The 24044-nt window shown below is 64.4% G+C and carries 15 protein-coding genes; 5 read left to right on the forward strand and 10 right to left on the reverse strand.

Going from position 1 to position 24044, the window contains the following annotated elements:
* Window positions 1-167 precede the first annotated feature (167 nt).
* Window positions 168-1649 carry a TolC family protein gene (locus KOM00_RS01170; RefSeq protein WP_216497001.1) on the forward strand — a complete coding sequence of 494 codons (1482 nt, stop codon included), beginning with the start codon at window positions 168-170 and terminating at the stop codon, window positions 1647-1649.
* An 86-nt stretch (window positions 1650-1735) separates the two neighbouring features.
* Here the strand turns inward: KOM00_RS01170 and KOM00_RS01175 are convergent, their stop codons facing one another.
* From KOM00_RS01175 to KOM00_RS01195, 5 genes are all read right to left on the reverse strand, one after another.
* Window positions 1736-3724 (reverse strand): preprotein translocase subunit SecA, encoded by a 1989-nt coding sequence (locus KOM00_RS01175; RefSeq protein ID WP_216497002.1) that lies wholly within the window; start codon window positions 3722-3724, stop codon window positions 1736-1738.
* Entirely contained in the window at window positions 3717-5864 is a 2148-nt protein-coding gene (locus KOM00_RS01180) for a peptidase M50 (protein WP_216497003.1), read from the reverse strand. Before KOM00_RS01180 ends, KOM00_RS01175 begins: the two co-directional genes overlap by 8 nt.
* A gap of 8 nt (window positions 5865-5872) precedes the next feature.
* A complete protein-coding gene (locus KOM00_RS01185; RefSeq protein WP_216497004.1) occupies window positions 5873-7771 on the reverse strand; it encodes an HlyD family efflux transporter periplasmic adaptor subunit in 1899 nt (632 codons plus the stop codon).
* A gap of 4 nt (window positions 7772-7775) precedes the next feature.
* Complete coding sequence (locus KOM00_RS01190; RefSeq protein ID WP_216497005.1) at window positions 7776-8102, reverse strand: DUF3467 domain-containing protein; 327 nt, start codon at window positions 8100-8102, stop codon at window positions 7776-7778.
* 155 nt (window positions 8103-8257) lie between these two features.
* Complete coding sequence (locus KOM00_RS01195) at window positions 8258-10258, reverse strand: matrixin family metalloprotease (RefSeq protein WP_239027676.1); 2001 nt, start codon at window positions 10256-10258, stop codon at window positions 8258-8260.
* Between the two features lie 290 nt (window positions 10259-10548).
* On the opposite strand from KOM00_RS01195, the gene KOM00_RS01200 reads away from it, so the two are divergent.
* Entirely contained in the window at window positions 10549-11268 is a 720-nt protein-coding gene (locus KOM00_RS01200) for an efflux RND transporter periplasmic adaptor subunit (RefSeq protein ID WP_268898969.1), read from the forward strand.
* Between the two features lie 137 nt (window positions 11269-11405).
* Here KOM00_RS01200 and dcd read toward each other — a convergent pair whose 3' ends face one another.
* The 3 genes from dcd to glmU form a co-directional block, all read right to left on the reverse strand.
* A complete protein-coding gene (dcd, locus tag KOM00_RS01205) occupies window positions 11406-11924 on the reverse strand; it encodes a dCTP deaminase (protein WP_216497008.1) in 519 nt (172 codons plus the stop codon).
* A 226-nt stretch (window positions 11925-12150) separates the two neighbouring features.
* A complete protein-coding gene (gene glmS, locus KOM00_RS01210; RefSeq protein WP_216497009.1) occupies window positions 12151-13980 on the reverse strand; it encodes a glutamine--fructose-6-phosphate transaminase (isomerizing) in 1830 nt (609 codons plus the stop codon).
* Window positions 13981-14066: 86 nt separating this feature from the next.
* Window positions 14067-15440: a bifunctional UDP-N-acetylglucosamine diphosphorylase/glucosamine-1-phosphate N-acetyltransferase GlmU gene (glmU, locus tag KOM00_RS01215; protein ID WP_216497010.1), complete on the reverse strand. Its 1374-nt coding sequence runs from the start codon at window positions 15438-15440 to the stop codon at window positions 14067-14069.
* A gap of 154 nt (window positions 15441-15594) precedes the next feature.
* Here glmU and KOM00_RS01220 point away from each other — a divergent pair, with 154 nt between their 5' ends.
* The 3 genes from KOM00_RS01220 (at window position 15595) to KOM00_RS01230 (ending at window position 20252) form a co-directional block, all read left to right on the forward strand.
* On the forward strand, window positions 15595-16152 hold the full coding sequence (locus tag KOM00_RS01220; protein ID WP_216497011.1) for an MXAN_5187 C-terminal domain-containing protein: 558 nt from the start codon (window positions 15595-15597) through the stop codon (window positions 16150-16152).
* A complete protein-coding gene (locus tag KOM00_RS01225; RefSeq protein WP_216497012.1) occupies window positions 16149-18008 on the forward strand; it encodes a B12-binding domain-containing radical SAM protein in 1860 nt (619 codons plus the stop codon). The genes KOM00_RS01220 and KOM00_RS01225 overlap by 4 nt, the downstream gene beginning before the upstream one ends.
* Before the next feature lie 393 nt (window positions 18009-18401).
* Window positions 18402-20252, forward strand: coding sequence for a cytochrome c3 family protein (locus KOM00_RS01230; RefSeq protein ID WP_216497013.1), 1851 nt, complete (start codon window positions 18402-18404; stop codon window positions 20250-20252).
* Window positions 20253-20465: 213 nt separating this feature from the next.
* On the opposite strand, the gene priA is transcribed toward KOM00_RS01230, so the two are convergent.
* Window positions 20466-22724, reverse strand: coding sequence for a replication restart helicase PriA (gene priA, locus KOM00_RS01235; RefSeq protein ID WP_216497014.1), 2259 nt, complete (start codon window positions 22722-22724; stop codon window positions 20466-20468).
* 130 nt (window positions 22725-22854) lie between these two features.
* Entirely contained in the window at window positions 22855-24042 is a 1188-nt protein-coding gene (locus KOM00_RS01240) for an FprA family A-type flavoprotein (protein WP_216497015.1), read from the reverse strand.
* Window positions 24043-24044 lie beyond the last annotated feature (2 nt).

Genomic DNA, 24044 nt, shown 5'->3' on the forward strand with positions numbered 1-24044 from the left:
TAATTTATATCCATCTATGGTCTGACTCAGAGGCGGCCCTGATACAGTTGATTATTTTGCTATGTCAGTTACATCCGCTTCAGATTCAGTAGTTATGTGATACGCTCCTTATATCTCGTAGTTGCCCATCCTCTCCTCTACGCGTCCGGGGCAGAAGGAGCATCTGCATGAATGTGCCGGCCCTGGTGACTGCAGCAGCCCTCGCGCTGATCCCGTGCGAGGCGTGGGCGGAGGTTGTCGATCTCACGTTGAAACAGGCGGTCAGGCTGGGGGTCGAACAGAACCTGGCCCTGAAGGCGGAACTGTACAACGCCGCCATAGCGCAGGCAGAGGTGCGCAAGACCCGCGGCATCTACAATACCGGGCTCACCCTGGGCGCGTCGTGGCAGGATTCGGACACCTTTCCCGTCAGCACCGGCGGGCCCAGCAGGCAAAAGACCCTGAAGCTCCTCACCGGCATCAATCGGCTGGTCCCCACCGGCGGCACCTTCGGTTTTCAGTTCAACAACTACTACAACGAGACCGACTACAGCTCCTCCACCTATCCCCGTTACTGGCAGAGCGAGGTCACCTTCGCCCTTAATCAGCCGCTATTGAGAAACCTGGGACCGCAGGTGACCAACCTGAATATCGTGGTCGCTGAGCAGGCGCGGGAAGGGGCGGTGAAACGCGTGGCCGGCAGGATCCAGAACCTGGTGGCGCAGATCCGCATCGAGTATTTCAAGCTGCACAGCCTGCGCGAGGACCTGCGGTCGCGGGAGGTGTCGCTGGGGCTGTCCCGCAGGGTGCTCGGGGAGATCGAGGAACGGGTCAAGGCCGGCGTGCTCCCGCCGATGGAGATCCTGAACGCGAAGTACGGGGTGGCTGCGCGCGAGAAGGAGGTCATCGACGCGGACAAGGCGCTGCGGGACCAGGTCGACCTCCTGCGTCAGATCCTGCAGATGCCTCCCGGCGAGATCAACGCGGTCGACGCTCCCGACCTGACCAGGGTCACGGCGGACGAGGCCGAAGGGATCCGGCGGGCGCTTGCCCTGCGGCCGGAACTGGACGAGGCGAAGCTGCAGATCGAGAGCGCCGAGACGCAGCGCCGGGGGGCGAGGAACAAGACCCTGCCCGGCCTGAACCTGTACGGTACCTGGACCTACGGCGGCATGGGGGAGCAGTACAACCAGGATATGAACCGGCTGGTTCGCGCTGACACTCCGGTCTGGACCGCCGGGCTGCAGTTCGAGTACCCGTTGGGCAACGATGCCGCCGAGGCGGAGTACGTGAAGAGCAGGCTGCGGCTGGACCAGTCGAAGACCCAGTTGAACAACCTGAATTCGCTGGTGGTGACCGACGTGCGTTCCGCGCTGCGGGCCATGGATGCCAGTTTCAAGCAGCTCGATGTGACGGCCAGGGAGAAGGAGTTCGCCGAGGAGCGGCTCTCCGCCTACATCTCCAAGTCCGAGGTTGGCCTGGCGACCGCCCGCGACGTCCTGGACGTGGAGAACGACCTGGCGCGGGCGCGCAGCAACCAGATCAAGGCGCAGGTGAACTACGTCACCGCCGTGACGCAGTATCTGCAGGCAACCGGCGAGCTGCTGGAGCGGGAGGGGATAACGGTGAACGGGAGGACGGTCGAAGAGCTGTTGGCGGGCAAACACTGAGTCCCTCTCCCGTCAAGGAAGAGGGAGCGATGGGAATAATGGGAACGTAGAACGTAGAACGTAGAACGTAGAACGTAGAACGGGTTTTATTCCCCTTTGCCCGAAAACGCCATGCTCTTCTCGCTCTGCTCGTCGAACCGGAGCAGCTCGCTTCTCAGGTGGAAGTGGGCGTTCTGCATCCAGCGCTGCACTTCGTCGGAGAAAAGCCGGGCCACCACCCGCCCCAACACGCCTTCGCCCCCGCAACGACAGGCCACCACACCCACCAGGGTCTTGCTCCTCCTGGAGAAAATCTCGTCCTCGAAGGAAACCAGCGCCTCGTAACTCCCCGGATCCCCCTGCCTGCCGCAGCGGCCGAAAAGCTGGCGGTCTATCCTCTTGGCATCGTGCAACTCCGTCGCTATTACGTGCAGCCCCCCCAGCTCCTTCACTCCCGGCCCCAGATGGATGTCGGTGCCGCGCCCGGCCATGTTGGTGGCGACGGTCACCTTCCCGGCGTTCCCCGCCTCGGCGATGATCTGCGCCTCGTTTTCGTCCTGCCTCGCGTTCAGCACCACGTGCTGCACACCCGCCCGCCAGAGCCTGCGACTCACTTCCTCCGAGGCCGCCACGGTCTTGGTCCCGATCAGCACCGGCCTCCCGCTTTGGTGCAGCTCCCGCACCCGCTCACCCAGGGCTCGCCACTTCTCCTCGAGGCTCTTGTAGTAGCGGAAGGGGAGCGCCGTCCTGATCAGCGGCTTGTTGGTGCCTACCCTGACCACGTTGAGCCTGTACACGGACCAGAGTTCGCCGGCAACCTCGCGGGCGGTCCCGGTCATGCCGGCGAGAAAGCAGTAGCGGCGGAAGAAGCGCTGGTAACTGATCTTGGCGATGGTCTCGTTGCGCGGCGAGATGGCCAATCCCTCCTTCGCCTCGATCAGCTGGTGCAGCCCGAGCTCCCAGGAGCGGTCCGCCATGACCCGGCCGGTGTACTCGTCGATGATCTTCACCTTGCCGTCGTGCACCAGGTAGTCGCGGTCCAGCTTGAAAAGGTGCAACGCCGAGAGCGCCTGGGTGATCAGCTGCTCGCGGCGACGCGCCCCCTGCCACGCGCTCCCCAAGACGGCGGCGAGAAGGGCGATCAGCCCCTTGCCGTCCTCGGTCAGCTCCAGGGTCCTCTTGCCGTGGTCGATGGTGAAGTGCGCCCCCTCCTCGAACCGGGCGGCGGTCTCGATGGCGTTGTGGTAGAGCTCCTCGCCGTCCGAGACCTCGGCCCCGGGACCGGAGATGATCAGCGGCGTTCTCGCCTCGTCGATCAGCACGCTGTCCGCCTCGTCCACGATGGCGAAGGGAAGCCCGCGCATGAGCAGCGACGCCTGCCCCCCCTTGCCGCACAGCCGCCGCACCGAAAGCTGGATCGCTCCGGGGCGGCTCCCGAGCGCAATGCGGTCCTTCAGGTAGTCGAAAACCACTTCCTTGTTGGTGCAATAGGCGATGTCGCAGGCGTAAGTCTCGCGGCGCGCCGCCGGGCTCATCCCGGAGACGATGGTGCCGACGGACAGGCCGAGGAAATCGTAGATGGGGCGGGTGATCCCCGCGTCTCGCCGGGCCAGGTAGTCGTTCACGGTGATGACGTGCACCGGGATCCCGGCCAGCGCCGCGGTGCATGCGGCGAGGGTGGCGGTGAGTGTCTTCCCCTCGCCGGTCTCCATCTCGGCCACCATGCCGAGCAAAAGCACGAAGCCTCCCATTACCTGCACCGGGTAATGCCGCATGCCCACGCGCCGGGACGCCACCTCGCGCACCAGGGCGAAGGCGCGGACCACGAGGTCGCGGCGCAACCCCGCACGGCGCAGCTGCGGCTTCAAGGTCCGGGCGACGGCGGCAAGTTCGCGATCATCCAGAAGGCGCATGGACTCGCCGGCCTGCTCCACCCGCCCGGCCAGGCGCCGCAAGAGTGAGGGGCGCACCGTCGCCGCCAGGGGAAGCCTCCCAAGGCCGGCGCGGAGGGCGTGTTCCAGGCGTGACTCGGTCAGGAGGTTCTCCGGGTAGCGGCCGTGCAGGCGCGCGGGTGGGAAAAGGCTCAGGTCAAACATCGAAGCGCCTCATGAACAGCCGCCGTACCGACCGGTAGCACTGGCTTGCCAGCGGCTCGGGCTGGAAGTTGAAGCGGACATAGACCCGCTCGTTCACGCTCACCTCGTTGAGCGCCAGCGGGAGCCGGAGGTCGAGCTGGAAGGTCCTCTCGAAGGTCTTCACCTGGTCGCGGTCGCTGGGATCGGTGGGGAGCCGCCCCCCCCCGGCGCTCCCCAGGGAGGTGGAAGGGAGACGCTCCAGCCCCGCCGGGGTCTCGCGCAGCAGCGTCGCCGGGATGCTCCGGTCCAGCCGGCGCGACAGGCGCACCTCGATGGAGAGGCTGCGGGTGTGGATCAGGTCGAGGTCCGCCTGGGTCACCACCACCCGCACCGTCGGGCGGTCCCCCTGCAGCACGAAGCCGACCACCTCCCCCTTTTGCAGGTGGCGCCCCGGGAGGTCGCTGTCGCGCTGCAGGACCAGCTTACCCGCCACCGGGCTCACCACCTTGAGCCGCGCCAACTGCTCGTCGACCCAGGCTATCCGCTCGCGCACCGGGACCATCTCCTCGGCGGTGATGCGGGCCTTGAGCCGGTCGGTGAAGAGCTCGGAGTCGCGTCGCGCCTTGAGCAGGGCGAGCTGCGCCGCCAGGACCTTGCGTTCCGCCTCCAGTTCGGGATCGTCGCTCTCCAAAAGCGTCTCGCCCCGTCGCACCACGCTTCCCGGCAGCACGCTCACCTTCCGGATCAGCCCGCCGGCACCGGCCCGGAGCACCGACTCCTCGGGGACCCAGACCACCCCCTGCGCCCGGCTCCAGCAGGGGAAAGGAAGGGCGCAGAAAAGCGCGACGAGGAGGGCGACCGGGGCCGCGGCGGTGCACGCCGCGCGCAGGCGCCGCTCGTACAGGGCGGGGTTGAAGCAGATGAAGTAGATCGCCTTCCCCAGCGGGAGGGCCACCATGGAAACGAGCGCCCACCCCCCCAGGATCACCCCGATGAAGAAGAACTTCTGCGAGATGAAGAGGACGATGCCGAGGTAGACGAAGATGCGGTAGACAAACGATGTCCCGAAGTAGGCGAGGAGCCAGAACGGTTCTCCGGGGGCCAGGTGCGGCGCCTCCAGCTTCTTCAGGCCGAACAGGTGATGCTGCACCAGGTACGCCGCGTAGCGCTGCCCGCGCTGCCCGAGGTTCGGGATGGCCAGCAGGTCGGAGAGGATGTAGTAGCCGTCGTAGCGTAGAAGGGGGTTGCCGTTGAAGAAGATGGTGGATACGCCGCCGATGAACATGGCGTTGAACAAGGCGGAGCGCAACAACCCCGGCTCGACGCAGAGCCAGAGCATGAGCGCCAGCGAGGCTATGAAGAGCTCTGCCATGATCCCCGCGGCGCTCACCATGGCGCGCCGCCCCCGCTGCGGGAAGGCCGAGGCGGCCGAGGCGTCGACGTAGGGGACCGGGATCAGCACGAGGAGCATGATCCCCACCTCGTGCACCTCGCCACCCCATCTCTTCACGGCGAGCGCGTGCCCGATCTCGTGGCAGAACTTGACCAGGGGGTACACCGCCCAGAGGAGCGCGATGTTGTGCATGGAGAGCACCCGGTCCAGCACGTCGTGCGAGAGTTCGGCCCGGTGCCCGAAGGCGAGCGCCGCCCCCGCGAGCACGACGGCAAGCCAGATGACGCCGCTCACCGGGCTGAAGATGGCGCGGGAGAGCGGCTGCAGCAGGTTCAGGAGCCGGTCCGGGTCGAAGATCGGGAAGCGCCAGGAAAGGGGCGACAGGAGCGTCTGGCGCAGCTTCCCCTGGCGCAGGTTCTCGCCGCGCTGGAACAGCTCCCGGGTGTCGGGCTGTATGTCGCACAAGAGTACGTCCGCCGAGTGGAGCTGCGCCAGCAGCCGGAGCAGGTCGTCCTGGGTGGGCGCATCGTCCCCGAAGGAATCGACGGAGAACTTCCAGAGGTCCTCGACGCTCCGCTTGCCATCCATGAGCCCGATGACGTGGTAGACCACCGGGCTGAAACGGTAGAGCTGGCCGGTGACGTGGTTCTGCAGTACGAACCACACCTCGCCCCGGTACTCGTGCCGATGCAACTGGGCATGGCGGCGCAGGCGGGGCTGCAGCCGGCAGATGCGGTACCACGATGAGCTGAAAAGCTGTTGGGTCATCTCGTCACCTACGGGAGCCAGGACCACGCCCAAAGGCGCAGCCAGTCGACCATCTCATGGGTCCAGATCCAGAAGAGCAGGCGCCTCTCCACGAAGATCTTGCCCACCCCTTCCATGCCCGGCCTGATCCTGGCGCTCAGGCGGTCCAGGGACGCCTCGACCAGGAACTGGTTCTTCCCTTCCACGGTCATGGCGATGGGGGTGATCTTCCTGACCGTGATCGGGAAATCGCTGTCGGGAAGGGAATTGAGCACCAGCATGCCCCGCTGTCCCAGCTTCAGGTCGGAGACGCGCTGCTCGTCCACGTACAGCCTGACCCGGTAATCCTGCAGCGGCGCCACCTCGAAGAGGACCTTGTTCCGGTCGACCGGCGCGCCCAGCGACTGGCTGAGATCACCCGACAAGACGACCGCGTCGAAGGGGGCGGTGAGGCGCGAGCGGCCGAGCTGCTCGTCCAGGAGCTTCAGCTGGGTCCGCGCCTGTTCCAGTTGCTGCTTCAACACCCGCATCTGCACCGTGTCGCCGTTGGCCAGCGCCTCGCGGTACTGGCGGGAGTACTGTTCGGAAAGGCTGTAGGTCTTCAGGCGTTCCAGGCGTTTCTCGCGGTCGTCCAGGCGGGCCAGGGGCGCTCCCTTGCGCACGACGTCGCCCGGCCGGGCCGGCGCCTCGGCGATAAACCCGTCGTAGGGTGCGGTAATGGCGCGCACCAGCGATCCTTCCATCGTGGTACGCGCCGAAATCCGGTAGTCGCCTTTGGCTACGCAGAAAAAGGCGACCAGCGCAAGGAGCAGCACGAAGGCGGTCTTGTAGACCAGGTGCCCCCGCCCGAACAGCTTCCCCAACTGGTCGCCGGCGGCGATCGCCGCATGCACGAGGACCGGACGGTCCAGCCGCAACTTCTCCTCAAGGATCGGCCCCACCACCGCTGCCACCACCTCGCAGAACTCGATCTCGTGGGGTGTGAAGGGAGATGACAGCGGACGCTCCAACGTGATGGCACCCAGTCCCCTCCCCTGGGAATCGAAGAAGGGGACGGTGCAGATGGCGCGCTCACCCTCGCCTGCGGAAAGTTCCCCGTGCACCCGGCAGACCACGGGGCCTCCCCCGTTTGGCGCGGGAAGGGCGACGGAGCGTTCCTGGTCCAGGCTCTCGTCCATGGCGGAGGCGACGGCACGCACCTGGTTCATGCGCTCCTTGAACTGGGCGCTGTGGGAGAGCGCCCGCACCTTGACGTGGCGCCCCTTGACGAAGCCGACACTCACCCGGTCGGCCGTAAGGCGAGTGGCGAGGAGGGTGGCGAAGGAAGAGGCGGCCGCGCTGAAGCGGGGTTCCTCCAGCACCCCCGCCACGAACTCGAGGGCGCCGGATACGCGCTCGTTGGCTTGACGGGCCAGTTGTATCTCGCGCTTGAGCATCCGGCTCTCGATCCAGGAGGTGCCCCACTGCAGCTGGCGCATGGCAACCTGGAGCGCGTCACCGCTGCGCTGCGTGACGCGCAGCGCCATGACCCCGAAGATGCGCTCCGCGCTCAGCACCGGGAAGGCGATGCAGAGCAGGGGCTCGGTGTTGAGCGGCCCGACCGCCTCGCCGCCGTCGCGGATCACCACCCCCTTGCGCTCCTTGGCCGCTCGCTCGATGACGGCGGTGTGCTTCATGGTTTCGGCGCCGCTGGCGGGCCAGACGGCGACCGGGACGAAGGGGGCGTCTTCCCCCTGGGAGAGGACCACGACCCCGGTCCTCACGCCGGAGATGATCTTCGACATGAGCTGCAGCCACGCGCTGCAGAACTCGATGTCGGATGCCTCGTCCACGAGGTAGGACCAAAGCGACGGGTCGCTGTAGGCGGCCCAGCTCTCGTCGCCGTGAGGACGGGCGGGATGCACTGAAGGAAAAGGTGTGTCGGGCATGGCACTATTTCTCCGTGGTCTGGACCGCGTGGCCGAGGCTCAGCTCGCCGAAGCGCGCCTCGTACTGGCCGACCACGTGTTCCAGGAGCTTGCAGAGCCGCTTCGCCGCGTAGGGGCTGAGGATGATCCGGTTGCCGAGTTTCACGGTGACCTCCTGCTGCCCCGCGTAGAGGGTCTGGTTGGTCCCGAACAGCAGGGTCACCTCCTCGCGGGTGCTGGTCACGTTGCAGACGTTGGCGTAGCTCGTCCCCATGGCGCTGTCATCCCACTTGACGACCGGGACGTTGGTTCCGGTTCCGGCGGTTTCGTCCTTCTTGTCCTTGTCAGCCATAACCCCTCCTATTCAAATTTCTGATCGGCGACAATCTCCCTCTGGTCCCCTCTCCCTGTGGGAGAGGGGATGGTGGACGCGGCGGAAGATGATGCCCAATCAGTTTCCAAGCAGAAAGCTTCTAAAAGCTCTGTTCCCCGGATTCCCGGTTAGACCTACAGGTTGACCACCCAACCCGGCAGCCCCGCCGGATGTTTCGGGCTCCGGGTCCAGTCGACCACCGGCGCGCCCGCATGCTTCCCGGTGAGTTCCGCCGCCGGGACGAACCTGCCGCTGTTCTCGTCATAGAGGAGCGCCTCGTACTGGTAACCCGCCACCGACGCCGTCTCGCGTTCGCCGGCGTCCAGGGTCGGGGCCATCACGGCATCGTCACCGGTGAGCAGATGCGGGACGCCCAGGACGTGCCCCACCTCGTGGACCACAACGGTCAAGAGGTCCATGTTGCCGGCGGCCGCGCTGTCGCTCCGGGCCACCAAGTCGCCACTGTCGTTTCTGACGAACTCGGCGCTCTCCTCGGGGGTGCCGTCCACGAACCAGCCGTAGCCTGCCGCATCACGGTCGAGGCAGATGGTGTCGCCCACCCGCTGGGCCAGGGTGAGGCCGTCCAGGTCCGCCACCACGAACTTCAGGTTCTGCAGCCCGGCAACCGCCTGCTCGTCCAACTGCAGGGCGATTTTCCAGTACTCGATCGCCACCGGGATGATGGGCGCCAAGCTATCGGCGGTGAGAACGTCGCCGCCACCCACCTGTGCCGCATCGGCAGGTGCCGCCGCCATCATGGCCTGGACCTTGGTGAAGGCCGGGTCGTCGGTCTTGACGGTGAAGCTGTCGAAGTAGCCGGCGGCGCCTTGGGCGAAGAGCCCCATCTTACCGTCGACGGAGAGGGCATTGAAGGTGTAGCCGAGCACCGCCTGGGTGTCGACGGTGACGCTCACCGTGGTCCCCTTGATGGTGACGCCCAGGGTATGGTCGCCGGCGGTCAGGGTCCGGGAGATCCTGGTATCGATGACCAGGTTCCCCTTCTGCACGTGGCCGATAACCACTTCCTTGGTGGTCGCGTTGTAGGCGGCGAACTTATAGTTGTCCGTGCCGTAGGCATCGAACACCACACCCGCCGTGCCGGTGGAATGGAGCTTGGTTTCAAGGACCAGCACCGAGGAGGGGCTGATGGAGAAGGTGCCGGCCGGGACACCCGCCGCCTGGCTCAGGTCGATGAAGTTCACCGCCGGGGCTGTGGTCGGGGTGGCCGTAAAGTAGCCGCCGGAAGTGGTCCAGCTCCCGGTCCGCTGTTCGGTGAAGAGGCTCGGGGCGGCGTCAAAGTTTTCCATACCGGTGTAGGTGAAGACCGGCGCCAGTTTCTGCACCGCGACGTTGTCGAAGTACCCCTTGGCCCCCACGCTCCCCATGCCGATCATGCCGTAGTTGAGGCCGAAGCTCATGCCGTCGACGACGCGGGCCGCGAAGGCGTAGCTGAACAGCTTGGTGTTGTCCAGAAGCAGCGTCGCCGTGGTGCCGTTCACCGCCACCATGAGGTTGTAGGTGCTGTTCGGCTTCACCTGCAGCGGGGTCTGGGCGTCCACCACCCAACCGGAGGAGGTGCGGTGCCCCATCTCGAACTTGTTGGTCGAGATGTTCACGCCGGCAAACTTGTAGTCGGTCGGGCTCACGTAGTCGAAGATGATGTAGGCGTTCGCCTTCCAACCGGCGGTCGGTTTGTCCGCCTTGAGGGTCGCGAGCACCTCGTAGTAGTTGGGGAGGTACTGGCCGACATCGTAGACCGCCACCGCGTCGGTGGCGCTGCTGGTCGCCTCGACCCTGAGGCTGCCGTTGACCACGCTCCACTTGCCGCTGTCGGCGAAGAAGGCCTGGGTGCTGCCGTTGTTGAAGTCGGAGCTCCTGATCACGTCGCGCTTGCCGCCCGGGATGTTGCCGGCCTGGATGTCGCGCGGCGCGCCGGTCTGGTCCTGCCAGGCCGGATCCTGCTGCCGTACCATGCCCAGTTCCGCGTAGGGCTCGCCCTGGCGGGCGGTATCGCTGACGCCCTGGACCAGGGTCTGGTCGAAACCGTCGCTCTTCGCGAGCGCCAGCAGGTATTCGGGGAGTTGCGGCTGCAGGGTGCGGCTCACCGTCGCCAGGCCGAAGGGGGCGAACGGCACCAAAGGCAATGGGGAGCCCGGGATGAGTTCAGGGTGAACTCCACCAATTGGTAATAGAGCATCTTCTGTGCCAATGGTTGGTCGACCGGGCACCTGCCCAAAACTGATTCAAACCACATGAGTTTTAATTGAATTGGATCAAATATGTCCCATTGTCTTGTAAAGAATAACGACACAGACATGGCAAGGATATCGACAGTATCAGTGAGAGCCCATGAGCATCAGTTGACAGCACTGCAACTGCACCCATAATTGCTGGGTCCGTTGCTATCCCAAACCGAGGAACGGCTATGACACTGTTTCCCATTTTACCTGCTGTCGTGATTGTTCTGGCCACTGTCGCAACCGCTCTGCCGCAGGATTTGGACTGCTACTTGGCCCCTTACATGACAGTCAACGTGGGAAGCGAGGTTATCGGCGTGCTCGCCGAGGTGCCGGTCGACCGCGGGGATTACGTCAAGAAGGGGGAGGTCATCGCCCGCCTGGACTCCAAGGTGGAGCAGCAGACCAAGGAGCTCAAGCGGGAGCGGCTCGAATACCTGGCCCGGGAACAGGAGCGCAAGAAGCAGCTTTTCAAGAAGGGGATCATCTCTTCGCAGGAGATCGACGAGGCCGAGACGGCCGTGAAGGTGGCGCAGCGCGAGTACGACGAAGCGGTCCAGTTCCTGGCCCGGCGCACCATCAGGACCACAGTGGACGGGGTCGTGGTGCAGCGGTTCCTTTCGCCGGGAGAGCGGGTCGAGGAGAAACCCATCATGAAGCTGGCACAGATCGACCCGATCAACGCCGAGATCTACGTTCCGGCCGCGCAACTGCGCAGTATCAAGGTGGGTGACAAGGCGTTCATACGCCCGGAGCCGCCGGGGAAGGGAGAATACCGGGGTGTGGTCAAGGTCATCGACCCGGTGGTCGACGCGGGAGGGATGTACGGGGTCCGGGTGGAGGTGAAAAACCCGAAACACCAACTACCGGCGGGGCTTAAGTGCCAGGTCCGGTTCGCCGGGAAGTGACCCGGAACCGTGTGTGTCGATTCTCTTAACAGCTTGAAAAACCTGGGAAAAAAGAATCGGCTGTTTCCATTATTCCCTTCTTTTGCCCCGAGACCCGGTTCCCGTTTCGATCCTGCGACTGCGCGGGCGCGCATTGGTCACGGTTTGACCTGGTCGACGAACCGTCCCTTATATTTCGCAGCTCCCAGGCAGCGCTCGAAGACGAACTGGCAGATTCTCGTCCCGGGATAAAGCGCCAGGGTCTTGTGCCCCAGGTTAACGATTTCCAGCACCTGCTGGTTTGAAATGCCCGGCTGCATGAAGCCGGCGGTGACGTGGACCGCCAACCCGAAGCGGGCGAAACGGCTCCTCCCCTCCAGCCACCCCGCCATGGTCTCGGACAGGGTGATCCTCTCCCTGGTGATGCCCAGGATCATCTCGCAGGGGGCTATGGTTATGTAGTCTCCATCCGCGACCGACACGGCTTCGGTGACATCGGCAAAGTCAGATTCGTTGTGTACGTGACACACCCCCGTCTCTTTCTTGAAGATCCTGAATTCGTTGCCCAAGGTGAGATCAACCGACCCCGGGCCTACCTGTGAATCCTGCAAAGGGTCGATGCTTATCTCCCCTCGATTGATGGCATCCCATATTTCACGACCTACCAGAACGGTCATATCTCCACCTCGCTAGTCTTTTGATGATGCTGAGATCGGTTTTGGTCCCGCTCTTATAGTGTACTAGGTAAGTTGATTCACGCTCGCGCCGATTTTTATGGCCATCTCTTTGCCGACAAGCCGGGTGGATAGTGTGGAAACGTGAAGACCCCGGCGCCTTTCGGCGGCCGGGGTCTTTTGGTCAGGTGAAATTGGCTATGTCGTCTGGCCCGGCGTGCGAATCGGTTTATTCGACCGTGACGCTCTTGGCCAGGTTGCGGGGCTGGTCGACGTCGGTCCCTTTCAGGACGGCGACGTGATAGGCCAAAAGCTGCATTGGGATCGAGATGATGATCGGCATGACTTCCTCGCCGTCCTCCGGGATCTCCAGCGCGACCTCGACCTTGCCGGCGACCTCGGCGTCACCCTTGGAGCAGACCGCAATGACGCGGCCGCCGCGGGCGATGACTTCTTCCATGTTGGAGAAGACCTTGTCGTAGGTCGCTCCCTTCGGCACCAGCACCACGACCGGCATGTGCTCGTCGATGAGGGCGATGGGACCGTGCTTCATCTCGCCGGCGGCGTACCCCTCGGCGTGGATGTAGGAGATTTCCTTCAGCTTCAGCGCGCCCTCAAGGGCGATGGGGTAGTTCATTCCGCGCCCAAGGTAGAGGAAATCGCGGGCGGAGATGTAATTTCTCGCAACCTTTTCCACCTGCTCGTTCAGCTTGAGGGCCTCTTCCATGAGTCCCGGAACGCGCACGATGGCGGAGATGAGCTTTCTCCCCTGCTCCTGGTCCATCTTGCCGCGGGAGCGCCCCAGGCGGATGGTGAACAGGTAGAGGGCGATCAACTGCGTCACGAAGGCCTTGGTGGAGGCGACACCGATTTCGGGACCGGCGTGGGTATAGATGACGCCGTCGGCCTCGCGGGCGATGGAGGAGTCGACCACGTTGCAGATGGCGACGCAGGTACCGCCGCGGCGCTTGGATTCGCGCATGGCGGCCAGGGTGTCGGCGGTCTCACCGGACTGGGAGATCAGCATCACCAGGGTGTTCTCGTCCACCACGGGGTTGCGGTAGCGGAACTCGGAGGCGATGTCCACTTCGACCGGAACGCGGCAGTACTCCTCGATCAGGAATTTCCCGACCAGCGCCGCATGCCAGGAGGTGCCGCAGGCGATGATGCAGATGCGGTTAACCTTCTGCAGTTGCGCGTCGCTGAGGGAAAGGTCCTCGAGGTAGACGTCCCCCTGCTCCTCCCGGAGCCGTCCGGCGATGGTGTCGCGCACGGCGCGGGGCTGCTCGAAGATCTCCTTGAGCATGAAGTGCTTGTAGCCCCCCTTCTCCGCCATGTGCGGCGACCAGTCGATGTGGCGCGGGGTCTTCTCCAGCTTTTCGCCGTTGACGTTGCTGAACTCGGCGCTTCCCCCCTTGAACACCACCATCTCGCCGTCCTCCATGAAGATCATGGAGCGGGTGTGGGACAGGATCGCGGGGATGTCGGAGGCGACGTAGAACTCGCCGTCCCCGAGCCCGACCACCATGGGGGCGCCGTGCTTGGCCGCGATCAGCTGGTCCGGCTCGCTCTCGCTCACGATGCAGATGGCGTAGGCCCCTTTAAGGATGCTCAACGCCTGGCGCACCGCGGCCTCGAAGCTGCCGCATTCCTTCATCTTCTGGTCGATCAGGTGCGCGATGACCTCGGTGTCGGTCTCGCTCTTGAAGACATGCCCCTGCGCCTTGAGCCCCTCACGCAGCTGCAGGTAGTTCTCGATGATGCCGTTGTGCACCACGACGATGGGGCCGGCCTGGTGCGGGTGGGCGTTGATCTCTGAGGGACGGCCGTGGGTGGCCCACCGGGTATGTCCGATGCCGACGGTGCCGAGCACGGGGCTGGAGGCGAGGAGCTTCTCCAGGTTGGAAAGCTTTCCCTCGCTGCGACGGATGCTCGCCTTGCCGTCGCTCATGGTGCAGATACCGGCGGAATCGTAGCCACGATATTCGAGCTTTCTCAACCCTTCAATAATGATGGAGGTGGCTTCCTGCCGCCCGGTGAATCCAACGATACCGCACATGTATGACTCCGTTTAATCTATTTGTTAATTAACAATGGGGCAGGCCCAGACGGTACAGGATAGCATCTCGGCCAGGTCCGCAACAGTTATTTTTTCCTGAGCGTCCACCCTTCCTTGTTCACCTGGGGGGAGCGGGCGATGGCCAGGGAATCGGCGGGGACGTCCTTGGTGACCGTGGTGCCTGCCGCGATCAGGGCATTCCTCCCCACCGTGACCGGGGCCACCAGTTGCACGTCGCTCCCGACGAAGACGCCGTCCTCGATGACGGTCTTGTGCTTTCTGACCCCGTCGTAGTTGCAGGTGATGGTACCGCAGCCGATGTTGACGTCGCGGCCGATGGTGGCGTCACCCAGGTAGGTGAGATGCGAGGCCTTGGACCCCACTCCCATGAAGGCCTTCTTGGTCTCGACGAAGTTGCCGATCTTCACCTGCGCCGAAAGCTCGGTGCCGGGGCGCAGGTGGGCCATCGGCCCGATGGCCGCCTCGGGGCCGACCAGGGAATCCTCCAGCACGCTCCCCGCCTTGACCACTACGTCGTCGGCGATCCGGCACCCCTCGATCAGCGCGTTCTGGCCGATCTTGCAGCGCTCGCCGATCACCGTGTTCCCCTTGATGACGGCGCCCGGGTAGACCACGCTGTCGCGGCCGATCTTGACCCCGCGGTCGATGTAGACCACGGAGGGATCGATCATGGTCACGCCGGAGAGCATCAGCTCCCGGTTGATGCGCTGGCGCAGCACCGCCGCCGCGTCGGCCATCTGGACGCGGTCGTTCACGCCGGAGATCTCCAGGGGGTCGGCAACCTGGTAGCTGCGGCAGGCAAGCCCACGGGCGTTGGCCTGGCACACAACGTCGGTGAGGTAGTACTCCTTCTGGGCGTTGTTGTTCTCGAGCCGGGCAACCGCCTCCGCGAGGAAGCCACGGTCGACACAGTAAACGCCGGCATTCACCTCCCGGATCAGGCGCTCCGCTTCGCTCGCATCCTTCTGCTCGGTGATGGCGACCACCTTGCCGTCCGCATCCTTGACGATCCGGCCGTAGCCGAAGGGGTCATCCAGCGTCGCGGTCATGACCGTCACGCATGCCTTGCTCTGCTGGTGGGCGTCGAGCATGCCGCGCAGGCTGTCCGCGGTGAGCAGCGGGGTGTCGCCGCAGAGGATGAGCACGGTCTCGGCATCCTCTTCGATCTCGGGCATGGCGCAGCGCACGGCATGTCCGGTGCCGAGCTGCTCGGCCTGCAGCGCGAACCCAACCTCGGTGCGCCCGGCAAAGTAATCCCGCACCTTTTCCTGCTGGTGCCCCACCACCAGGACGCAACGCTCCACTCCTGCGGCGAAGGCGGCGGCGACCGGCCATTCAATCATCGGCGGGCCGGCCACCGGGTGCATCACCTTGACCAGGTCCGACTTCATCCTGGTTCCCATGCCGGCTGCCAGCACTATTGCAGATATCTTGTTCATCGTAGTCCCCCTTGCCGCTGAGCAAATTGTTCTTTATTAACAATAATGCCTGGTGAGGTCAAGCTGTTTCACTCCCGCTATTCGCGCAACCTATGTGCTTTTTATCGTTTACTAAACCGTAACTTACCGTTATAGTCCTGCAGTGGAGGTTTGAATGGGTGTCGCCGAGGACATAGCCAAGCTGGAGCTTGACCTGCGCGAACTTGTCATCAAGTACGAACAGTACTTCTTCGGAATCGAGAAGAGGGAGCCGTTGCGGCTGCTCGACGCGGTGGAACGGGCCGTCAGACGCTACCAGAACGTCAGCATCCCGAACACCAGCCAGAGGTTCAAGTACGATTCACTGGTCGCCACGCTGAGCGTGCACAAGCAGAAGTGGACCCGCACCAACCGTCTGATCGAAGAGGGGAAGTTCCAGAGGGACCGCTTCAGGATGTCTCTGCACCAGGCCGAAAAGGCCGAGAAGCCAAGCAAGTCCACCCCCACGCCCGCCTCCCCCGAAGCCCAGGTGGAATCCGTCTTCCAGCAGTACGTCAACGCGCGCCTGGCCTGCAACCTCCCTGTGGACAATGTCACCAGGGAGAAAGTCGCCGAGGCGATCAACCGGCAAAAGCCCGTCCTGATGCAGAAGTACGGTTGCCGCGACGTCGATTTCGTCGTGGTGATCGAGGGCGGCAAGCCCTCCCTGAAGGCCCGCCCCAAGACTACATGAAAATAGCCCTTATTGCCATCCATCCCCACCCTTCCCCGCAAGCGGTGCCGCTGGCCTGCGCTTATTTGCAGGAAGCGCTCCTCGCCGACCAGACGCTGAAGGGGTCGCTCCAGACCACCATCGCCGAGTTCTTCCTGCACGACGACGCCGCCACCTGCGCCCGGGGAATCGCCGTGAACGCGCCCGACCTGGTCGCCTTCTCCGTCTACGTCTGGAGCCGCGACCACGCCGTAGCCGTGGCCAGGGAGTTGCGCTCGCTTCTTCCCGGCGCCGTCCTTTGCGCCGGAGGCGCCGAGCCGACCGCCAACCCGGCGGGTCTGCTCAATGAGGGAGTCTTCGACTTCCTGGTGCGAGGCGAGGGCGAAGGGGCACTGGTGCAGGCGGTCCGGCTGCTGTCCGCGGGTGGGACACCTGCGGGGGTTCCGGGTATCGTGCTGCCGGGAGAGCCGGCGGCGACCCTTCCCCCGCCGCTGGACCTCGACTCGGTCCCGTCCCCGTACCTGTCCGGACGGCTCGACCCGACCATCCCCGGCGGTGCGCTCTGGCAGCTCTCGCGCGGCTGTGACTTCGCCTGCTCCTTCTGCTTCGACCACAAGGGAAGCGGCGGGGTGCGCCGCTTCTCCATGGAGCGCATCGAGGCTGAACTCCGCCTGTTCGCGCGGCTCCAGGTCCCCCAGATCTTCGTGCTCGACTCGACCTTCAACAAGGACCCCAAGAGGGCGAAGGAGATCCTGCGCCTGATCCGGAAGACGGCCCCCGGGATCCACTTCCACTTCGAGGTGCGCAGCGAGTTCATCGACGCCGAGATGGCGGAACTATTCGCCTCGATCACCTGCTCGCTGCAGATCGGCCTGCAGAGTGCCGACGCCGCCGTCCTGCGCGCCGTCGGTCGCGGCTTCGACCGGGAGGACTTCGTCAACCGCGCTTTTCTTTTGAACCAAAGCGGCGCCATCTTCGGCTTCGACCTGATCTACGGGCTCCCCGGCGACACGCCCGAGCTGTTCCGCTCTTCGCTCGATTTCGCCCTCTCGCTCTACCCGAACCACTTGGACATCTTTCCCCTGGCCGTGCTCCCCGGGACGAGGCTCTACGGCAAGGCGCAAACGCTCGGGCTGCGGCACCTGGCGGACCCGCCGTACACGGTCTACGCCACCGCCGGCTACACCCTGGAGCAGTTGGACCAAACCGGCCGTCTCGCCGCCGCCTGTGACGTCTTTTACAGCCGGGGCAAGGCGGTCGCCTGGTTCAACTCGGTCGTCGCCCCCCTCAAGCTGACCCCGAGCGCCTTCCTGTCCGCCTTCGCCGCCTTCTTGGGGGAGCGCGGGGAGGCGGACATCGCCGAGGAGGAGATCTGGGGGCTGCAGAGAAGCTTCCTGGAGAGGATCTTCAAGCAAAGGAAGAAAGCCAAGCTGCTGCCGCTGGCGCTCGACCTCGCGGACTACCACCACCACTACGCCGCGGCGCTGATGGCCACCCCTCCGGAGCCCCCCTCACCGAAACAACTTAGCCTGCTCGACCCGCTCAAGCAGCCGCTGGTGCTCGCCGCCAGCACCACCCTGGCGCGCTTCAGCTACGAGGTACTCGAGATCCTGGACGCGGGCGAGCCTGACCTGGCCGAATTCTCCGCCTGCTTCAACGCGACGGGTTCCTGCGCCCTCATTTACCCCGCGCACGGCGAGGTTTGCACCGAGTCGGTCTCCCCTCCCTATTTCGAGCTGCTGCAGGCACTGGACGGAAAGCAAACCGCACAGGCCCTCTGCCGCAGGATCCGCCTCTCCGTGGACGAGGCCCGCGAGTTCCTGGAATTCGCCCTCGCTGAAGGCATCGTGCAGCTGGCCTCCGCCCGCCAGGTTTAATTGGATCCTTTTACTCCGCTTTGATTTCCCGCCCCGCCCACACCGCCGCCGGATCCGTATACACAATATCTATATTCAACCGGCACTCATTTACCCGCCTCTTCATTCTGTCGATTTAATAAAAATTTCAGCACCAACAGTTGCCGTTCGTCTTTTACAGTAACGTCAAACCGGGCATTTAACCAATTTCTATTAGCAGTACACAATAATTACTGTGTCGTTATCGTTCGTGACAGACAATCCGGCAAAACAGCGTTAGCAAAGTTGTATCCTGCTTATTAATTGACGCTTTTTCAGTTGATTTATGAAGCCGCGCGTATTAAAGTAGGCGCCGTTGCGAGCGCCCCAATAGATTAAAGCGTTCTAAAACGATCCTAAATACAGGAGAATACAATGGTTCAAGTCTTCACACGCCTCATCCCGCTGCTACTGCTCCTAGCATTAGCCCGGCCCGGTTTCGCCGCACAGGGCCTGGCCATCGACCCGGCAACCTGCCTGGGCTGCCACGGCAACAAGATTTCCGCCGAGCAGATGGCCAACTCCGTGCACGGCAAAAACGGCTGCACCAGCTGCCACATCGAGATTGTCGAGCTCGCCAAGCACATGAGGGGCGAGATCAAGGTGGGCAAGGTACAGTGCGTCCGCTGCCACAAGAAGGAAGCCGCCGAGCACGCCAAGAGTATCCACAGCGAGAAGGGCATCGGGTGCGCACAGTGCCACACCGACATGCACAGCCACACCTACTGGAACAAGGACAAGCGCAGGGTCATCGTCAAGTGCACCCAGTGCCACAAGGACGAGCGCGGCTTCAGCCAGTCGGTACACGGCAAGGGCGTACTCGCCGGGAACCAGGATTCGGCGGCTTGCAACGACTGCCACAACCTGCACGAAATCAAGGCGCTGGGCGATCCGAACTCCAAGGAGAACCGTGAGTTCCACACCAAGGTCTGCCTCCGCTGCCACGCAGACCAGAAACTGGTCGAGCGCAACCACATCTCCGAAGTCGCCGTCAAGAGCTACATGGAGAGCTACCACGGCAAGAACTACCGCCTGGGTTACCCGGAGAAGGTCGCCGGCTGCGCCGACTGCCACACCGCCCACGCGATCCTGCCGTCCAAGGATCCCAAGTCCTCCGTCAACCCGGCGAACCTGGTCCAGACCTGCTCCAAGTGCCACCGCAAGGGGAGCATGCTCTTCACGAAGTTCTATGCCCACGGCGAGCACAACGACCGCGAGAAGTACCCCATCCTGTTCTACACCTTCATCGCGATGACCGGCCTGCTGGTCGGCACCTTCACCGTGTTCTGGATCCACACCCTGCTCTGGATGATCCGCGGCTTCGTTGAGAACCGCGAGAAGGCCGCAGCACTCGAAGAAGGCATCATCCTGCACCACGTACCCGAGGGGCACAAGCAGTACCGCCGCTTCAGAAGGGTCCACGTGTTCATGCACCTGCTGGTCATCATCAGCTTCCTCGGCCTCTCCCTCACCGGCCTGCCGCTCAAGTTCAGCGACCAGATCTGGGCGAAGTTCCTGATGGATCTGTACGGCGGCGCGCCGAACGCGGGTTTCTTCCACAGGATCTGCGCCGGCATCACCTTCATCTACTTCTCGATGGCCCTGGTCATGAGCGTCCACTTCCTGCTCATCAGGAAGGACATCAAGGGCAATTTCTTCCAGAGGCTGTTCGGACCTGACTCCCTCTGCCCGAACCTGCGCGACATCAGCGACGTCATCGGCATGGTCCGCTGGTTCTTCTTCAAAGGGCCGAAACCGGCCTTCGAAAGGTGGACCTACTGGGAGAAATTCGACTTCATCGCGGTCTTCTGGGGTATGTTCGCCATCGGCGGCTCCGGCCTGATGCTTTGGTTCCCCGAGTTCTTCGGCATGTTCCTGCCGGGCTGGGCCTTCAACGTGGCCACCATCGTTCACTCCGACGAGGCGCTGCTGGCTACCGGCTTCATCTTCTCGGTCCACTTCTTCAACACCCACGGGCGTCCGGAGAAGTTCCCGATGGACTTCGTCATCTTCAACGGCCAGATGTCCAAACATGAGTTCGTGGAAGAGCGTGGCGACCAGTGGGCCCGTTACGAGAAGGAAGGGATTACCGAGAAGTTCGCTGCCAAGAAGTCTTCCGGCATCTTCTACGACTTCTGCCTGAAGACCTTCGGCTTCACCGCGCTGTTCATCGGCATCACCCTGCTGATGCTGATGATCTACGCCTTCATGCACCCGCACCACTAAGCGGCTGCTGAACCATGCAACAAAAAAGGGCCTCCCGATTCGGGAGGCCCTTTTTTCCGTTTTTGCGCCGGGCAGTAAAAACCCCTCGCCCTTTGGGAGAGGGGAAGGGGTGAGGGGGTTGGAAGCCCGGGCGTGTCTACTTCGTGGCAGCGCCGTCACCCCGGCCCTCTCCCGGGAGAGGGAGAGATCAAGAGGGCGAGAAGGCGCCAGGCGTTACAGCATGTCCACCGGGTCGACGTCGATGGTGAGGCGCACCGTGGAGGGGTGGCTGAAGCCGCCCCGGAAGTGGAAGAGGAGCCGGTGCAGGTCGGCCCGCTCCACCCCCTTCAACAGTATCTGCCAGCGAAACCGCCCCCGCACCTTCCCCAGCGGCGCCGTGACCGGCCCGAGCACCTCCACCCTGAGCCGTGCCTCGCGCTTGATACGGCGCAGAAGCGCCGCGGCCTCTGCGGCAGCGCTCTCCCCCTGCCCCGCCGCCACCGCTGAAAAGGTCAGCGCCGCCAGGTGCGCGAAGGGAGGGTACCCCACCTCCTCGCGAAACGCGATCTCCTCCCGGTAAAAGCCGAGATAGTCGTGCGCCACCGCGTGGGTGAGCGCGTAATGTTCGGGCGCCAGCGTCTGCACCAGCACCCGTCCCGGCTTGTCGCCGCGCCCCGCCCGCCCCATCACCTGGGTCACCAGCTGGAAGGTGCGCTCGGCGCTGCGAAAATCGGGGAGGTTCAGGGATGCATCGGCGGAGAGTACCCCCACCAGGGTCACCCCGGGGAAGTCATGCCCCTTGGCGATCATCTGGGTGCCGATCAGGATATCCACCGTCCCTTCCTCCAGCTCCTTAAGGACCCGTGCGTGCCCTCCCTTGCCCCGGGTGGAGTCCCGGTCCATGCGGGAGACCCGCGCGTCGGGAAGGAGCTTCTGCACCTCGTCCTCGACCCGCTCGGTGCCGCGCCCGAGCAACGTGATGGCGCCGCTTTGGCAGTCGGGGCAGGTGCTCGGGGGGAGCATGGTGAAGTCGCAGTAGTGGCAGACGTGCTTTCCCTTGATGCGGTGGTAGGTGAGGGTCACCGCGCAGTTGGGGCAGCGCAGCACGTGGCCGCAGGTCTCGCAGACAAGGTAGGTGGCGAAGCCGCGCCGGTTCAAAAAGAGCAGGGTCTGGCCGCCGGCGTCAAGGTTCTCCCCCATGGCCTCGATGAGCTCGGGGAGGAAGATCTCCCCCCTGTGGTTGCGCGCGTCCAGCATCCTCGTCTCCGGCATGGGGAGATCGCGCACGCGGTCCGGGAGCTGCAGGTAGCCGAGACGACCGGTCTGGGCGGCGTGGTAGCTGGTCACCAGCGGCGTCGCCGAGCCGAGGACCACCACGGCCTTGGCAAGCTTACCCCGCACCAGGGCGAGGTCCCGCGCGTTGTAGCGCACCCCCTCGGACTGCTTGTAGCTTCCCTCGTGCTCTTCGTCGACCACGATCACCCCGATCCGCTCAAGCGGCGCGAACAGGGCGGAGCGGGCACCGATCACGATGGATGCCTCGCCGCGCCGGATGCGGCGCCACTCGTCGAAGCGCTCCCCGTCGGAAAGCCCGGAGTGCAGCACCGCGATGCCGCAGTCGAAGCGGCGCTTGAAGCGCCCGACCAGCTGCGGGGTGAGGGCGATCTCGGGCACCAGCACCAGCGCACTCCTGCCGGCGGCGAGCGCCACCGCGATGGACTGCAGGTAGACCTCGGTCTTGCCGCTGCCGGTGACGCCGTGCAAGAGAAACGGAGAGAACTCGCCCGTTTCCAGCGCCGCGGCGACCTTGGCCAGGGCCTCGGCCTGGGCCGGATTCAAGGGGAGGGGGCCGTCGTGGCCATACTCCTTCGCCTTGAACGGGTCGCGGTACACCTCGCGCTGGGAAAGGTGCGCCGCCCCCAGCTCCACCAGGCGCCCCAGTTGGGAAGTGCAGGGGCCGAAGCGCTCCCTGAGCTGAGGGCCGGAACATTCGCCGACCTCCAGCAGGTATTCCAGGATCTCCAGCCCCTTGCCCCGCGGGCGGAGCGTGCAGTCCGGGACCGCGGTGTAGACCCGCTCGGTGCGCACGCTCTTCCCACCGGCCAGGTACTCCTTGAGCACCGGGGTGCCGTCCTCGGATTGTTCGCAGCGGTAGCGGCTCACCAGATTGATGCCCGCCGGGAGCGCCATCTTGATCACCTCGCCCAAGGGGTGCAGGTAATAGCCGGCGATCCAGCGGTAGAAATCGAGTTCGGCCGCGGTGAACAGCGGCTCCTCGTCGAGGACCTCGAGCACTTCCTTGAGCTCACCGGCAGCCGGCGCATCGGCGTCGCCGAGCAGGTACCCGGTGACCTTGCGCCTCCCGAAGGGGACCAGGACACGCTTGCCGGGGGATACCGCTGGGGACAGACGCTCGGGCACCAGGTAGTGGAAGCTTCCCTCCAGTGGGAGCGGGATGGCGACCTCTACGATGTGGGGGTGGTCTGTCTGCATGGGGTAGAGATGGGTCTTGCGGTAAGAGGTCGGGAGAGGGAGAAGAAGGGAAATCGGGACGCTGCGCCCTGCCCTCGCCCGCCCTGCGGGCACCCTCTCCCCGGGGGGGGGAGAGGGGTTGAGGCGGGTGTTACTTTTTCAGGACCTCTTCGGCGACGGCACGTCCCAGGGCCTCGCAGTCGGCGATCGCCTCGGGCTTGGGCATGAAGGGGGTGCGCACGAAGGGGGCGGGGAGCTTGAAGTTCATGCTCTTCAGCCTCTCCTCGGCCATGCGGCAGGCCTCGCCGGACCAGCCGTAGCTGCCGAAGACGCCGCCGACGTTCCCCTTCAGGCTCACCGTGGAGAGGTAGGCGAGCACGTCCCACATCGGCTTGGGGATGTCGCGGTTGATGGTCGGGGTGCCGAAGATGAGCCCGTCGCACTCCTCCATGAGGTCGCGGATGTCGGCGACGGAGGCGTGGTTGATATGGCACAGGGTAACGTGGACGCCGGCATCGCCGGCCCCCTTGGCCACGGCCTCGGCCATCTGCTCGGTATTGCCGTGCGGGGAGATGTAGAAGATGGCAACGCGGCGCCCGGCCGCCTTGGGCTGGGACCACTTCTGGTACAGTTCCACCGCCTTCCTGGCGTCGCTTCGGTACACCGGGCCGTGGCTCGGGCAGAGCATCTTCAACTCGACCCCGTCCAGCTTCGCCACCGCCTGCAGGATGCGCTCCTTGAACGGGCGCATGATGCAGTCGAAGTAGAAGCGGGTCTCGCCCGAGAAGTCGGGGCACTCGTCGGCGAAAAGCCCGTCCGGGGAGAAGTGCGAGCCGAAGGCGTCGCAGGAGAAGAGCACCTGGTCCTCTTCCAGCAGGGTGAACATGGTATCAGGCCAGTGCAGGAAGGGGGCGGCGATGAAGCGCAGGGTGCGCCCCCCCAGGTCGATCTGGTCGTTGTCCTTGACGATGCGGGACTCGAAAGGAAGGTGGATCTGGTTCCCGAGGAAGGTGCGCGCGGCCTGGCTGGAGACCACGGTCGCCTTGGGGCAGTGCTTCAGAAGCTGCGACAGGGAACCGGAGTGGTCCGGCTCGGAATGGTTCACGACGATGTAGTCGACGTCGGCCGGATCGATGATGGAGCGGATCTTCTCCAGGTACTCGTCGAAGCGCTTGGCCTTCACCGTATCGATGATGGCGATATGGGACTCCCCCTGCACCAGGTAGGAGTTGTAGGTGGTACCGTACTGGGTGGGAAAGAGGTCGTCGAAGACGGTGAGGCTGGGATCCTTGACCCCGATCCAGTGGAGACCCTTTCCAAGTTCGACTGCTGCTGACATCT

Origin of the sequence: Geomonas diazotrophica (assembly GCF_018919385.1) — a bacterium.
Taxonomy (GTDB): Bacteria; Desulfobacterota; Desulfuromonadia; order Geobacterales; family Geobacteraceae; genus Geomonas; species Geomonas diazotrophica.

Coding starts and splice junctions, on each gene's coding strand:
- KOM00_RS01180 (WP_216497003.1), bottom strand. CDS start 5,864: ATGACCCAACAGCTTTTCAGCTCATCGTGGTACCGCATCTGCCGGCTG.
- KOM00_RS01185 (WP_216497004.1), bottom strand. CDS start 7,771: ATGCCCGACACACCTTTTCCTTCAGTGCATCCCGCCCGTCCTCACGGC.
- KOM00_RS01225 (WP_216497012.1), top strand. CDS start 16,149: ATGAAAATAGCCCTTATTGCCATCCATCCCCACCCTTCCCCGCAAGCG.
- KOM00_RS01170 (WP_216497001.1), top strand. CDS start 168: ATGAATGTGCCGGCCCTGGTGACTGCAGCAGCCCTCGCGCTGATCCCG.
- KOM00_RS01220 (WP_216497011.1), top strand. CDS start 15,595: ATGGGTGTCGCCGAGGACATAGCCAAGCTGGAGCTTGACCTGCGCGAA.
- glmU (WP_216497010.1), bottom strand. CDS start 15,440: ATGAACAAGATATCTGCAATAGTGCTGGCAGCCGGCATGGGAACCAGG.
- KOM00_RS01240 (WP_216497015.1), bottom strand. CDS start 24,042: ATGTCAGCAGCAGTCGAACTTGGAAAGGGTCTCCACTGGATCGGGGTC.
- glmS (WP_216497009.1), bottom strand. CDS start 13,980: ATGTGCGGTATCGTTGGATTCACCGGGCGGCAGGAAGCCACCTCCATC.
- dcd (WP_216497008.1), bottom strand. CDS start 11,924: ATGACCGTTCTGGTAGGTCGTGAAATATGGGATGCCATCAATCGAGGG.
- priA (WP_216497014.1), bottom strand. CDS start 22,724: ATGCAGACAGACCACCCCCACATCGTAGAGGTCGCCATCCCGCTCCCA.
- KOM00_RS01175 (WP_216497002.1), bottom strand. CDS start 3,724: ATGTTTGACCTGAGCCTTTTCCCACCCGCGCGCCTGCACGGCCGCTAC.
- KOM00_RS01230 (WP_216497013.1), top strand. CDS start 18,402: ATGGTTCAAGTCTTCACACGCCTCATCCCGCTGCTACTGCTCCTAGCA.
- KOM00_RS01200 (WP_268898969.1), top strand. CDS start 10,549: ATGACACTGTTTCCCATTTTACCTGCTGTCGTGATTGTTCTGGCCACT.
- KOM00_RS01190 (WP_216497005.1), bottom strand. CDS start 8,102: ATGGCTGACAAGGACAAGAAGGACGAAACCGCCGGAACCGGAACCAAC.